Source organism: Neobacillus niacini (assembly GCF_000759675.1).
GTDB lineage: Bacteria > Bacillota > Bacilli > Bacillales > Cytobacillaceae > Neobacillus > Neobacillus niacini_A.
Window position 1 is genome coordinate 166,087 of the sequence record NZ_BAWM01000152.1, and the last position, 13,856, is coordinate 179,942.

The window sequence follows — 13,856 nt, forward strand, 5'->3', positions numbered from 1 at the left end:
CATAAATTAGATTATTAACCTGTAAAGGATGATTTTATATGTCTGGAATACCTTATCAAGTAGTAATTGATGTCGTGAACGGTGGTGTTGTCAATGTTGGTGGCGCTTTGTCTGTTTCTCCTAAAAACGCTGTGAAGACTATTCACGGTTCAGGTAGTAGCAATACAGGCATTGATATCATAACGATTAATGGAGTTAGTTCCAGTAATATTGCAGATACTGATACAGTGGATCAACCAATTTAACTGGAAACTAGGACCGCCGTCCTCTCCCCCTATGTTATTGGGTAAAGAAGCGGGCGAAGAAACAGCAATATGGTCGAACCGTTACTGAAAGCCCGTATAAGGCGAATACAGGCTTTTTTGTTTGCGGTAAAGTGAAAAGCTGCTATGCCGTGTATATATGGGGCCACATTTTAGGCAATCGCTAATTTTGTCTTATCAATAGGGTGATTGTCTAATCCATTCTTGTCTTTAGGAATATATATACGGAGTGATAAGTTTTTTCCTTCAGATATTTCAATAGGGTGGTAAAAAAATATGGGCTTTGGATGGGGCGGATACGGCTGTGGCGGTTATGGCTACGACGGTGGCTATACTGGAGGCAGCACTTTTGTTTTAATCGTAGTATTGTTCATCCTACTGATCATTATTGGGACTTCTTTTTTCTAAATTGTACGGAACAAAGGGCAGGTTAAGTTAATCTGTCCCTTTGTCATATAAACTTCTGAAATGAAAGAAGGATAATTACACATGGGGTTTTTTCGTGACGATTTTAGAAGAAGACGGTTTTTCCCCTTTGAATTCAAAAGAGAAAGAAGAAGAAGAAGACGTAGATTCTATTAAGCAAATGATTTAAACCGTATTTCCAGGAGATAAGGACTTGCGGCCATCAAAGGCAGCTATTCTTGTAGAGCTAAGAAGGTGGTTTAAGAAGGCTATTCTAGGACCTAAATGGGTCCTTTTTGTTTTGAGTAATCGAGCATCCAATTTGTGGATGCTTTATTATTTTGAAAAAAATTAGTCAATTCGAATTTTCATCTCACTTTAATGCCCTAGCCGTCTTGAAGACAATAACCGCTTCATTAACAATTGGATGTGCTTTATTACACATTGAAGATTACTTCCAAAACAGAAAATATACAGATTAAAACAAAAAGCCTCCAGAGTCTTTTAATATATATAAGGACAGATAGTTTCGAAAAATAACGCCTGGATCTTAGATTACTTGGTAATCATAGATACAGGCGTTATTTTTCAACACACATTCGTGTTCAACTAACAACTCTTTTTGCTGAACAAGCAACTTCTCTTATATTGCACATTTTCTTCGTACTACGCTAATTAATTTTATTGTTAAGGAACATATTAATTAAAAAGGGGTTGAGAACATGGATTTTCCAACAATACATACAAATTTTTGGGATGCAATAATTGCAGTCCCCGTAATAATGTTACTAACTCAACTAATAAAATTATTTTTGAAAGTACCAAGAAAATTTATACCCACAATTGCTCTTATATTAGGTTTAGGTATCTCAATTTTTATAAGTCACAGACATAATCTTGTAGCAGGCATTTTTATGGGCTGGTTTTATGGATATGCTGCCATAGGCTCATACGCTTCATTAAAAACAACCATTATGTCATTCCGACATAAAAATAACGATGATTAATTTTTGAAGGTTACTCCTAACTCACATCTGCATATTATTATTTGGAAAAAATCACAAAACGTCTCTCCTATATTAGACTACCTTAACTGAGGTAGTTTTTTCTATATAACGTATTATCGTAAAGAATTCTAATTGCAAAATGGCTACTTTAAACTATAAGGTCCAAGGGCAAGTTTCAATTTATCTTGTATTCAACAGGTGACCTATGCCGCAATATTTAAAACTCTCAGAAACCTTGATAAATAAAGAGAATGACGTATGCCAATTCATAAGTCATTTCTTGTGTCATTTATTAAGAAAGCACCCGAAAACGGAACCCTTTAAGCATTTCTGCAAAGCTCTTTTCATTCTTTTTATTAATACCACTGGTAGTACGGATCTCCATAATATGGATAAGGATCTCCATAATATGGATAAGGATATCCGTATCCGTATCCGTATCCATACCCTGGGGCTAATGCTGCCCCTAGTGCTAATCCTCCTAGGAATGGTAATCCAAAGCCAAAGCCAAATGGTCTACCAAATCCAAAACCAAAGCCTGGTCTTCCAAATCCAAACCCATGACCAAACCCACCAAACCCGTGACCAAACCTTTGATCGTAAGGATCCACTGACTCCAAATAATTAGGCATTTCTTGCATGTTAATTCCTCCTCATTTTTATTCCTTACACAAATAAAGGATATGCAGGATTAAAATGAGATTCTTGGGTAAATGTCTCTGTAGATGTAAAATTAATAGTCATATACATAGGAAAACTCGCCGATTGGCGAGTCCTAATAAACTATCCCTCTAAGTTCTGAACTCCATCCTTACTTACTCTTTCAGTTCCTTCGTTAATAAATCCGCTATTATACGAATTCATTATTTGTTCACTTACTTCATTAATCCCTTGTTCATCAAATTCAAATGAAAATGATTTGTTAGGATCCTGCTTTAACATCAGACCAATTCTCCCTTCATCAAAGATACACTCATTATTTTTCGAAAAATTGAAACATTTATCCCTAGAAATTATTGTATAATTTAGGTAAGGAGGGATTACAATGCGAGTTCAATATGACCATATTTTAGTTGCAATTGATGGTTCAAAAGAGTCAGAGCGGGCTTTAGAAAAATCGATTGAAATTGCTAAAAGAAACAATGCTAAATTGTTATTGGCGCATGTTATCGACACAAGGTCATTTCTATTAATTGATTCCTATGATCCAGATATTGCTGACCGAGCAAACAAACTTGCTATTGATATGCTTGAAAAATATCAAAACCAAGCATTAGAAGCTGGGGTTGCACACGTTCATTATGAAATTGAATACGGCTCGCCTAAAGTGAAAATCCCTAAGGAAATGGCTAAAAAGCACAAAATTGACTTAATTGTTTGCGGTGCTACTGGTATGAATGCCGTTGAAAGGTTCTTAATTGGCAGTGTCTCTGAACACATTACACGTTATGCCCCATGTGATGTCCTCATTGTCCGTTCACAAAAAAGCTCTTAAACTAAAATAAATTAAATCGTGAATGCTTTCTGGATGTGTTGTAAAATAGAAGAATAACTCGTCCAGGAGGCTATCACATGAAAGAATATTTTTCATTCGATCAACGACTTGGCATTTCAATTCCCAATCTAGAAATGGAATGGGCACAATATAGTGAGGAAACACAGCAGGTTATCTTGTTTCATTGGGAACAAATTCGTGGTTCCATCCCTGATCGAATTGCTGAGCTTGAAAATATTATTAATAAAAAGCAAGCACAACTTTCTGTAGAAAGTAACTTTAAAACCTCATGTGAATTAAATAGTGAAATAGCTGATCTGGCTTCCATCATTAATGATTTATGGCTGTGGTACAGAGCTAACCAAACAATGGCAGATAAAATGCACCAATAAGAAGTGCTCCCCTTTTTGAAGGGAGCACTTCATTCATTATTTAGTTGTTTATAAGTCTTTTTTAATTTCTCTCACTACATGACCAATCTCCGGCAGGATTAACTTATTCATAGCCAGCTTTACTGCTCCTGTAGAGCCAGGTGTAGAAAAGACACCCTTATTCTTAACTACTCCCGCAATAGCTCGTGAAAGAATAGCAGCTGAGCCAATATCCTCTTGATAGCTCAACATCCTAAATAATTCTCCAAAACCAATGATCTCCTTATCCAGCATACCTTGAACGGTTTCAATTGTTACATCGCGCTTTGCTATGCCAGTACCTCCATTTGTAAGAATGACATCAATATCATCATGCTCACAGCCATTTAAGATGGCCTCTTTTATTGGAGCCGCTTCATCCTTGACGATGACATAATCAACAATGGCATGCCCCGCTTGTTCGAGCATTTCCATCATCAGTTTGCCACTCTTATCTGTATCCTTATTTCTTGTATCACTTACGGTAATCACTTTACAATAGACGGTCTTTGGAGCTCCTTGCTTATGTTCCGTTGTACTCATCTTAAAATTCCTCTTTCTGATTAAGATATCGCAGCTGATAATATTTATGGGCGAATTCTGTTACTTTTCTCGTTAATTGATAATTAGTCCCTGCACCAATGGCAATACTGACCACCGGAATCCCTTGGATGAGCCTCTTGCGGAACAACGTTATAACCATTGCTTTTAGTAATTGTTGAATTGGCTGTTCTAGCCAGGTCACATCTGTAATTTCTTCGGCACCTTGATAAAAATAATGGTCACCGCTTGAATTCATTTCATTCATTAAGACCGACCATCCTTCTTTTTGTAGACGCGGAGGTAATGAGGCAGTATGAAAGACCCTTAAAGAACTCATCATCTCGTAAGGAGTATTCACCTCAAAACCATATGTCATGGCAATTAATTGTACTGCCCGTAAATTTATGACGGCCATTGCAGGAATATCTGTACCTAATAGAAGTGTTCCACCTGTACCTGCTAAACCACCCTGCGCAAATGAATAAAGACGATGTCGTGCAATTTGCTGCATAGCTATGTACTGTAACTGATCAATATCCAATTTTCTTAGATCCTCAATTTGGTGCAATTCCTTATTAAAAACACGGCCTGAAGATAGGATTCTTTCCTTTGCGTCCATCTGTATCTGAGAGCCCTGGATCATACCATGCAAATGGAACAACCAGCTATCAATAACTGAAAAAAATTGGCTTTGAACTTTTTCAGGTAATAAAGAGAAAGAACGCTCTAAATATTTTTCATACGTAAGCTGTAAATCATTTGCCTCGTAGTTTAATAACTGGTTCTCCCACTCCCTAATTTCATTCAATACCTCTGTTTCCCGTTCAGTTAATGGCATAGGTAATCCCTCCTCACTTCCATGTCTAGCTGCAGCGTCTAGGGGCTTGGGGTCATAAGCCCCTGTTCAAGACGCTTCCGCTTTTCTGTTCTATTTCCTTCCAGTATATCACAAAGAAATATACTTAAAAAACGTAAAAAGGCAAACCGTCTCTGGGACAGTCTGCCTTTTTATCATGGATTATTGTGCTAAACGAACAACGTCACGTGCGATCATTACTTCTTCATTTGTAGGGATGACAATTACTTTTACTGGTGAGTGTGGATAGTTAATAAACCTTTCCTCACCTCTTACTTTATTTAGAGCCGGATCCCAATAAACACCCATAAATTCTAAACCTTTTAGTACATTCTCACGAACTACATCACTATTTTCGCCTATTCCAGCTGTAAAGATAATGGCATCAACTCCATACATATGGGAAGCATATGAGCCAATATATTTATGAATGCGGTTGGCAAAAACGTCCAATGCTAGCTGAGCACGCTCATTGCCATTACTTGCTTCAATTTCAATATCTCTTAAATCACTTGAAAAACCAGAAACCCCTAACATTCCACTCTCTTTATTTAAGACATCAAGTACTTCTTCTGCTGTTTTATTTGTTTTTTCCATAATGTATGGAATTAACGCAGGGTCGATGTTGCCTGAACGTGTTCCCATCGTTACCCCTGCAAGAGGTGTAAAGCCCATAGAGGTATCAATTGATTTTCCACCCTCGATAGCAGCGATACTTGCTCCATTACCTAAATGACAGGATAGAAGGCGAAGCTGTTCTACCGGACGACCCAATAGTTCAGCCGCACGCTGAGAAACATATTTATGGCTCGTACCATGGAAGCCATATTTACGAATACCATATTTCTCATAGTATTCATATGGAAGGCTGTATAAATAGGAGCTTTCCGGCATCGTTTGATGGAAGGCTGTATCAAATACTGCTACAGCTGGCACGTTTGGAAGAACACCTTTGAAAGCCTTAATTCCTGTAACGTTTGCAGGGTTGTGCAGTGGTGCAAGCTCAGAAAGTTCTTCAATTTTATTAATTACCTCATCAGTAATCAGAACAGAGTCATTAAATGCCTCTCCACCATGAACGACACGATGTCCAATACCTTCAATCTCATTCAGGGATTGAATAATACCTAAAGTGGTTAATTTATCTAGCAGCATTTTTACTGCTACTTCGTGGTCTGGAATATTAGTTGTTTCCGTAATTTTTTCACCATTTACAGAAATGGTAAAAACTGAATCATTTAGACCAATTCTTTCAATAAGTCCTTTTGTTATAACTTCTTCAGTCGGCATTTCAAATAATTGAAACTTCAAAGAAGAACTGCCGGCATTAATTGCAATTATTTTAGACATTTCGTTTACCGCTCCTTTTATATAACAACATCGGTTCAAGAAGTCCTTTTTTTCGTACAAGGTTATTTTGCTCAAACAGACATCGTTTATTGCTCTCAACACCTCATTTAATCACTGTATATATTACATTTCAAGGAGTAAATTGGATGGAAGCGGTTACCACGCAAATGTAAATTTATTCACATTATTCTAATTGTTCATACCTACAAAAAAGCGATAAAACCGAGACTGTAACCGGTTTTATCGCTTATTATCTTGAAACCATTTTTCAACTTTTTTCAAAATATTGTCCATTTCAACAGCGTTGGAAAGGTTTGGTAAATTGACAAGTAAAGCTTGTTTCGGTGCGGCTATACCTTCACCCTTCTTTTGCAGTACTAAGATACTTTTCGCTGCATTTTTATTATTAAACATACTTAGTGGCAGTTGAAGTACCCCTTGAATAATAATTTCTTCTTTAAAGAATTCACGAAGCTGCTGTGCTTGGTCACTTTCAAATAGACCATTTGGTATGATAAAAAATAAATATCCTCCGTGCTTTGTGTGACGGACACTTTGCTCTATAAATAAATGATGAGCATAGGAGTGACCTTTATCCGCCTTTAATTGATAATCTGACGCCCGGACATCATTGGGATAAAAGCCTACTGGTAAATCAGCTATCACCGCATCTACCGGATCAATAAATAAAGGTTCAAGACTATCCTGATTAAAAAGCTCTATCGGATGCTCTTGTAAATTTGCATTTATATAGGCAAGTTTAATTAACAGGTCATCTATATCAATACCAATCGATTGTACATTTTTTTGCAATTGATTTAATACAGTTGTTAATAAATTTCCTGTTCCTATAGCCGGGTCTAGCAAGCGGAAGGAAGACTGCTTCATAAATTTATCCACTAGATAGCTAATTAACATTCCCACACTATCAGGCGTCATTTGATGGTTAGGCTGAACATTTTCTTTCATCCCTTTTAAGATGACGAGCTGATAGGCTTTTCGAATTTCTTCTTTTGTAAAATTGTCTAAATTGATTTCTTTGTATTGTTTCTCAAGTCTTTTAAAGGTTATTTCACTTACTTCATTCTGGAGAACAGAACCGTTAAATAAATTTTCTCCTGTTTCGGCTAATGCCTCTAAATATGTACATGATAGTTCTTCCTGTAAAACGAGAGCAGTTTCATTGAATAAAGTGAAAAGCTGCTCGACTGGAGCCATTTTCATACTGTACCTCCTAATACAAATAAATAAAAAGGCCTCATCCAATTGACGAGGCCTTCTATCGTCATTATTAATTACTTTGCATCCCTAGCTGCTTCCAATGCTGCTTCATAGTTCGGGTGATTTGTTGCCTCACTTACATATTCCACATAAGTAACAGTATCACTAGAATCGACAACAAATACGGCACGAGTCAATAATCGTAGTTCTTGAATCGCAACACCGAATGCTTCTCCAAAAGAAAGGTCACGATGGTCTGATAATGTTTGGACATTTTCAATACCGTTTGCTCCACACCAGCGTTTTTGCGCAAATGGCAAGTCCATGCTGATTGTTAAGATTTTTACATCTCCTAAGCTATTTGCTTCTTCATTAAAACGGCGTGTTTCTGCATCACACACTCCGGTGTCTAAAGAAGGAACGGCACTGATTAAACGAACCTGCCCTTTAGTACTTTCTAACGTTACAGGTGATAAATCATTTGCTAATACACTGAAATTAGGAGCTTTGTCGCCCACCTTTACTTCGTTACCTAGCAATGTTACTGGGTTCCCCTTAAAAGTTACGTTTGCCATTTTAACATCCTCCTTTTTCGTACGAACAAAAGCGATTTAATTACCGCCCTCATTACAATTATGTACAGTGTAAATATATCTTTTCAGAATTTTTTTTGCAATGATTTAGACTCCCTCATTCATGAAAAAAGTTAACCTCCCCTTATGTTCGGAAGATTAACTTTTGCACCTATATATCAAACTCTTGCTTAGGAGATTCGTTTTTTTTGGATTGCCCCGATCCCTGTTGCTCATTTTTCTTCGAGAACATTTGCTGAATCTTATCCACGGCTTGAGGTGCCATTTCTAAAATCTTCTCATAAAGATGGGTACTTTCGTCAAGATGAAGCATTTTTACTCCACTAGAATTAACAATTAAGAAAGCAATTGGAGTAATGGAGACTCCTCCACCGCTACCCCCGCCGAAAGGAAGCTTTGATTGACCTTGACTTTGACCTTGTTCCTGCTGACCCTTCGATTGCTGCGAAGAACCACCCTCTAGTTTAAACTCGCTTCCACCTGCAGCAAATCCAAAGCCAACTTTCGAGACGGTAAGAATGACGCTGCCATCAGGAGTTTCAACAGGATCACCAATGATCGTATTAACGTCGATCATTTCTTTTAAACTTTCCATTGCAGTTGTCATTAAACCTTGAATTGGATGTTCAGACATGGCTGTTTCCTCCTCTTTTACACAGTTTTAGTTTTTTCCTTCGAATAGGCAGTATTCATTTTGAGATTCGGGCGTCCGCCCTTCCAGAATTTAATAAGTTTTAATCCTGCTAAAATAGCATACCCGATACGAAACTGAAAAATACATGTGATTCTGGTTTGAATGATCGCCAATTGAAAATGGGGCGTTACCGATAATATCGGCATTTCCTTCATCCTTAAAAAGTTACTGAGCATACCCACGATACTCCCTTTAATGGTCCAAAGTACACCGGTAATGATGCCTGTATGTGCAGCATCACCTACTCCAACTAATGAATGCCATTCGAAATGCTTAATTATCGTTTTTTTCAAAAATTTACGAACGATGACACTCATATGAAAAACATGCTGCATCAATTCTCTTGCGTTGGTTAATTTTGTCATAATATAATCCTCTGTAATTTGTTCTACCTTTGTTTGGGATGTATATACGTTTGAATCTCCCATTTGAGTATTTCCCTTTACGACAATACTCGGCGAATTATCATCAATTTTTATTAGTGGGATATTCACTTTATATTTAATTAATCCAAACCAGATTCTAAACTCTATTTTTAAATCATCACTGTCATTATGATGAAAATAATTAAGACAGATTGTTAATTTCGAAAAAATGATTAGTAGAATTAGTAAAATAATTATGATGAGTGCTGTGTACAGCCAAACCAATTTTTTCACACCCTTTCAGCCTATTAGTATCACCTTAAGAGAAAAAAATAAACCCGCTAACGAGTCGTTAGCGGATCTTGAGTTTTATCGTTCGACATGGACAACAGAGGTGTCTGTAAATAGGTCGTGTAGACCTTGTTTCTTTGGCAAAAAAGCAACAAGGATATATCCTACAACCACTGTTGCAGAGATAAATCGACCAATCCATTCTCTAAAAAGAATTGTTCCCCATGATAATTTTTCACTCTTCAAATCAATTACTCTTATCCCAAATACCATTTTCCCAAGTGTTTGATTAAAATACTTTGTCATTAACACAAAATATAAATAAAATATGATTGCTGAAGCTATAGAAATAGGGGCAAACATATTAAATTCTAGTAACGGAATCTCAAGCATTCGAAATAGAGGCTTAACAATTAACCGCTCAATACTCCCTATAACAATCAAATCTAGCAGGTATGCCCAGAACCGCATCCAAAAACCAGCATACCGAATAGAGTTTTTATCAAGGTCATAAGTTGAAGTGGTAGAAAATTGCTCTTCATTTGGTACCAAATTTTCCTCAGCAATAGTTGTGCCTATGGTTTCTTCTGACTGAGTTAAGCTTTTTTGATTTTCATTTTCCATTTGTTGTCCCCCCTACTCTGCATATAGATACATTAGACGCGGAGAATTAGGTCTTGATAAAATTTCCATAAGTCCAGCCATCTCACTATCAGCTCCGATTAATTTTTGGACCTTTAAATTTAGCAGGGAACCAAATCCAATTGCATCAGTGTAGCGGACAACCTTAGCATCTTTTAACTTCTCCTCTTCCATCATCTGCTCGATCACATCTTCTAGGTACCCAAAACCATCAATTAAGTTTAGCTCTTTCGCTTGTCTTCCATCGTATATTCTTCCATCGGCTATCTTTTTCACCTGATCAGTTGTCATATTTCTGCCTTCTGAAATTACCTTAACAAACCCCTCATAAGAGTTGTCGATCATTTTTTGAAGGATTTGCCGTTCTTCTTCTGTCATTTGACGGGTTGGGCTCATGATATCTTTATATTGACCGCTTTTGATGGTTACAAAATCCACCCCATACTTATCAGCCAATCCTTCATAATTAATTCCTTGCATGATTACTCCAAGAGAACCTGTAAGAGTTTCTTCGCTTGCATAAATCTTTTTAGCAGGAGCAGCAATATAATAACCACCAGAGGCTGCCATGGAGCCCATTGAAACATAAACTGGTTTCTTTGTCTCCTTTTGAATTTCTACTAATTTATCATGAATTTCAGCACTTTCGACTACACCGCCACCAGGAGAGTTAACCTTAAGAATAACCCCTTTAATGGTATCATCATCTTTTATGTAATCTAATTTTTTCATAAATCCTTGATGATTGTATCCAGCAGCTTGAAATAAAGACTCTGCATCAGTTGTGTCCTGAATAACACCATCAACGTCCAGAACCACAATCTTTTTCATTTCATTTCCTTCTTGCACAATTTCCTCTGTAAAAGGCTGCTCCGTTGCTGCTAAAAGCTCACTTATATCGGTTTCAACACCCTTAAAAGCAAATGCAGATAAAAAATTAATCATGACAGATACAAAAAATAATGCCGCTGCAATTCCAAGAGCTGCCCAGCGTTTCCCATTCATGTAGAGAATCCTCCTATAATTCATATTAATTTCACTTACATAATTTAATATTGTTTCAAAATAATGCTAAAATTAAAGCAGACTATCTAAGTTTATCAAAAAATAAAAGCTTCATGAGTATTTTTTTCAAAATTTACAACCAAAATTTGGAGGGTATTATGACAAATAGACGTAATATTTACTTTTATCATCATTTAGATAAAGAAATGCTGGAAAAAGTCGGCAATTTAGATGAGTCCGCACAGCAGTACGGTTTAACGATTGTAAATGACCACCGCAACGCCAATATTATTGCAAGCATCGGTGATGATGGTACTTTCCTTCAGGCTGTCAGGAAGACCGGTTTTCGTGATGATGTACTTTATGGTGGTATCACAACAAAGGATAGTTTGAGTATGTATTGTGATTTCAAAATTAATGATTCCTCAAAAATGGTTGAGGCTGTTTCTAAAGTTGAGGCTGTTTCCAATGAGGATTTAAAGGTACGTCGTTATCCTATTATCGAAGTAATGGTAGACGGTCAAGGGATATTTCCATGCCTGAATGAGTTTAGTATTCGCTCATCCATCATTAAAACACTTGAATTAGATATTTTTATTGATGATCTACATTTTGAAACCTTTCGTGGAGATGGATTAATTGTCGCTACACCAACAGGTAGTACAGCTTACAATAAATCCGTTAATGGCGCAGTAGTAGACCCGTTAATACCGTGTATGCAGGTGAGTGAGGTTGCGTCTATTAATAATAACAAGTATCGTACATTGGGTGCTCCGTTTGTTATAGGGGGTAACCGTGCCCTTACACTGAAGGTTATTTCCGAAGGCAATGCGCATCCTACAATGGGCTTAGATAATGAGGCAATCAGCATTCGCCATGTTGATAAAATTCAAATTAGACTCAGTGATAAAAAAATCAAAACCCTAAAACTAAAAGACAATTCCTTCTGGGAAAAAGTTAAGAGGACTTTTTTATAAGGTAAAAAAGGCTGTCGAAAATTACGACAGCCTTTTTTGCCTTACTATTGTTTAATGGATTGTAATTCTTGTTGGCGAAGTTCAATTCGACGAATTTTACCTGAAGTTGTTTTTGGCAGTTCAGACAAGTATTCGATTTTTCTTGGATATTTATAAGGTGCAGTGAGTGTTTTAACATGCTCTTGAAGATTTTTTGTTAATTCAGGGTCATTTGCATCGACATCCTCTTTTAACACGACAAAAGCCTTTACAATAAAGCCGCGAATTTCATCAGGACTAGCCACAACCGCACATTCTTTTACAAATGGATGTTTTACAAGTGCATCCTCTACTTCGAAAGGACCAATGGTATAGCCTGAGCTGATAATGATATCATCACCGCGGCCTTCAAACCAAAAGTATCCATCTTCATCTCTTTTTGCCTTATCTCCTGTTATATAATAATCACCACGGAATTGCATGGCTGTTCTTTCTGGATCCTTATAATAATTTTTAAATAAGGCTGGTGTTTCCACGTGCACTGCAATGTCCCCAACCTCGCCTACTGAACAGATTTCACCATCTTCATTAATGATTTCTACCCGATTGCCTGGAGTTGGTTTTCCCATTGAACCAGATTTTAACTCCATTCCTTTTGTTATGCCAACCAGCAAGGTATTTTCTGTTTGCCCATAGCCGTCACGGACATCAATATTAAAATGTCTCCTAAAAGTATCAATAACCTCACGATTAAGTGGTTCCCCAGCGGATACTGCACTATGAAGATGAGGTAATTTGTATTCACCTAGGTTCTCTACTTTTGCCATTATCCGATATTCTGTTGGCGTACAGCAAAGGACATTAACGGAATATTTCTCTAGCAAGCTTAAATATTTTTGTGGCTCAAACTTGCCATTATATACTAGCCCTGTTCCTCCTGAACCAAGCACAGATAAAAATGGACTCCATATCCACTTTTGCCAGCCAGGCGCCGCCGTAGCCCAAACTGTATCACCATCTTCAATACATAGCCATTTTGGTGCAGCTGTTTTTAAATGTGCGAATGCCCATCCGTGTGTATGTACAACCCCTTTTGGATTACCGGTTGTTCCTGATGTATAGGATAAAAACGCCATATCTTCACGGAGTGTGTCAGCAAGTTCGAAATCTTGTGAAGCCGCTTTCATCTCTTCTTCTAAATAAATCCAGCTTTCCTGCTTTTCTCCAACCGAAAACTTCACAAGTGGTTGCGGACTTGTAATATTTTCAAATTGAACGACAAACGGGTAATAACTGACTACCGCTTTTACATCCCCATGTGAAATACGATATTGCAGGTCCTTTTCTCGCAGCATTTCTGAGCTTGGAATGACAACGAGTCCAGCTTTTAAAGCCGCTAAGTAAACAACATACGCTTCAATTAGTCTTGGAATGATAACAAGGACAACATCGCCTTTTTTAAGACCATTTTGTGTAAAAACATTTCCCGCTTGGTTCACCCTTTTTAATAATTCTTCATATGTAACCTGTTTTGTTTCACCTAATTCATTTTCCCATTTTAATGCTAATCTTTTTGGATCTTTTGCAAATTGTTCAACTTCCGATACAAGATTATACTTTTCTGGTGCAATAAATTCTTCGCGGTTCATGTTTCTCCCCCTCATTCGAAATAAATACTTCATCACAAATATTATTATACAAAATTATTCAAAAATTTAAAATTATTATATTAAAAAAAATACTTTTACAAATTAAAAAAA

General features: G+C 36.9%; 18 protein-coding genes. 6 read left to right on the top strand and 12 right to left on the bottom strand.

The window, feature by feature from the left end:
- The first annotated feature begins 38 nt into the window (after positions 1-38).
- The 3 genes from TR08_RS27205 to TR08_RS27210 all read left to right on the top strand — a co-directional run bounded on the left by TR08_RS27205 (position 39) and on the right by TR08_RS27210 (position 1,675).
- Positions 39-245, top strand: coding sequence for a spore germination protein (locus TR08_RS27205; RefSeq protein WP_045523616.1), 207 nt, complete (start codon positions 39-41; stop codon positions 243-245).
- A gap of 294 nt (positions 246-539) precedes the next feature.
- Positions 540-671 (top strand): YjcZ family sporulation protein, encoded by a 132-nt coding sequence (locus tag TR08_RS31575; RefSeq protein WP_081954672.1) that lies wholly within the window; start codon positions 540-542, stop codon positions 669-671.
- A 719-nt stretch (positions 672-1,390) separates the two neighbouring features.
- A complete protein-coding gene (locus TR08_RS27210) occupies positions 1,391-1,675 on the top strand; it encodes a hypothetical protein (protein WP_045523618.1) in 285 nt (94 codons plus the stop codon).
- A gap of 356 nt (positions 1,676-2,031) precedes the next feature.
- Here TR08_RS27210 and TR08_RS27215 read toward each other — a convergent pair whose 3' ends face one another.
- A complete protein-coding gene (locus TR08_RS27215; RefSeq protein WP_081954673.1) occupies positions 2,032-2,316 on the bottom strand; it encodes a hypothetical protein in 285 nt (94 codons plus the stop codon).
- A gap of 142 nt (positions 2,317-2,458) precedes the next feature.
- Positions 2,459-2,617: a hypothetical protein gene (locus TR08_RS32875; RefSeq protein ID WP_193747860.1), complete on the bottom strand. Its 159-nt coding sequence runs from the start codon at positions 2,615-2,617 to the stop codon at positions 2,459-2,461.
- 103 nt (positions 2,618-2,720) lie between these two features.
- Here TR08_RS32875 and TR08_RS27220 point away from each other — a divergent pair, with 103 nt between their 5' ends.
- Together TR08_RS27220 and TR08_RS27225 are read left to right on the top strand one after the other, a co-directional pair.
- On the top strand, positions 2,721-3,170 hold the full coding sequence (locus TR08_RS27220; protein ID WP_045523620.1) for a universal stress protein: 450 nt from the start codon (positions 2,721-2,723) through the stop codon (positions 3,168-3,170).
- 77 nt (positions 3,171-3,247) lie between these two features.
- Positions 3,248-3,562: a hypothetical protein gene (locus tag TR08_RS27225; protein ID WP_045523622.1), complete on the top strand. Its 315-nt coding sequence runs from the start codon at positions 3,248-3,250 to the stop codon at positions 3,560-3,562.
- 48 nt (positions 3,563-3,610) lie between these two features.
- Here the strand turns inward: TR08_RS27225 and TR08_RS27230 are convergent, their stop codons facing one another.
- The 9 genes from TR08_RS27230 to sppA form a co-directional block, all read right to left on the bottom strand.
- Entirely contained in the window at positions 3,611-4,123 is a 513-nt protein-coding gene (locus tag TR08_RS27230; RefSeq protein WP_045523623.1) for a MogA/MoaB family molybdenum cofactor biosynthesis protein, read from the bottom strand.
- A gap of 1 nt (position 4,124) precedes the next feature.
- Positions 4,125-4,961, bottom strand: a complete 837-nt coding sequence (locus TR08_RS27235; protein ID WP_045523625.1) for an EcsC family protein — start codon at positions 4,959-4,961, stop codon at positions 4,125-4,127.
- Between the two features lie 180 nt (positions 4,962-5,141).
- Complete coding sequence (locus tag TR08_RS27240; RefSeq protein WP_045523627.1) at positions 5,142-6,329, bottom strand: acetate kinase; 1,188 nt, start codon at positions 6,327-6,329, stop codon at positions 5,142-5,144.
- 240 nt (positions 6,330-6,569) lie between these two features.
- Positions 6,570-7,553, bottom strand: a complete 984-nt coding sequence (locus TR08_RS27245; RefSeq protein ID WP_045523629.1) for a class I SAM-dependent methyltransferase — start codon at positions 7,551-7,553, stop codon at positions 6,570-6,572.
- Positions 7,554-7,624: 71 nt separating this feature from the next.
- The gene (tpx, locus tag TR08_RS27250) at positions 7,625-8,125 is read right to left on the bottom strand and encodes a thiol peroxidase (protein WP_045523632.1); all 501 of its coding nucleotides are present in this window, start codon (positions 8,123-8,125) and stop codon (positions 7,625-7,627) included.
- A gap of 169 nt (positions 8,126-8,294) precedes the next feature.
- On the bottom strand, positions 8,295-8,777 hold the full coding sequence (gene ytfJ, locus TR08_RS27255) for a GerW family sporulation protein (RefSeq protein WP_045523638.1): 483 nt from the start codon (positions 8,775-8,777) through the stop codon (positions 8,295-8,297).
- A gap of 17 nt (positions 8,778-8,794) precedes the next feature.
- Positions 8,795-9,487, bottom strand: coding sequence for a DUF2953 domain-containing protein (locus TR08_RS27260; protein ID WP_045523640.1), 693 nt, complete (start codon positions 9,485-9,487; stop codon positions 8,795-8,797).
- A gap of 84 nt (positions 9,488-9,571) precedes the next feature.
- Positions 9,572-10,117 (bottom strand): RDD family protein, encoded by a 546-nt coding sequence (locus tag TR08_RS27265; protein WP_081954674.1) that lies wholly within the window; start codon positions 10,115-10,117, stop codon positions 9,572-9,574.
- A gap of 12 nt (positions 10,118-10,129) precedes the next feature.
- Entirely contained in the window at positions 10,130-11,140 is a 1,011-nt protein-coding gene (gene sppA, locus TR08_RS27270; RefSeq protein ID WP_045523642.1) for a signal peptide peptidase SppA, read from the bottom strand.
- Positions 11,141-11,298: 158 nt separating this feature from the next.
- Here sppA and TR08_RS27275 point away from each other — a divergent pair, with 158 nt between their 5' ends.
- Positions 11,299-12,117, top strand: coding sequence for an NAD kinase (locus TR08_RS27275; protein WP_045523644.1), 819 nt, complete (start codon positions 11,299-11,301; stop codon positions 12,115-12,117).
- A gap of 44 nt (positions 12,118-12,161) precedes the next feature.
- Here the strand turns inward: TR08_RS27275 and mbcS are convergent, their stop codons facing one another.
- Positions 12,162-13,745, bottom strand: a complete 1,584-nt coding sequence (gene mbcS / locus TR08_RS27280) for an acyl-CoA synthetase MbcS (RefSeq protein ID WP_045523646.1) — start codon at positions 13,743-13,745, stop codon at positions 12,162-12,164.
- Positions 13,746-13,856 lie beyond the last annotated feature (111 nt).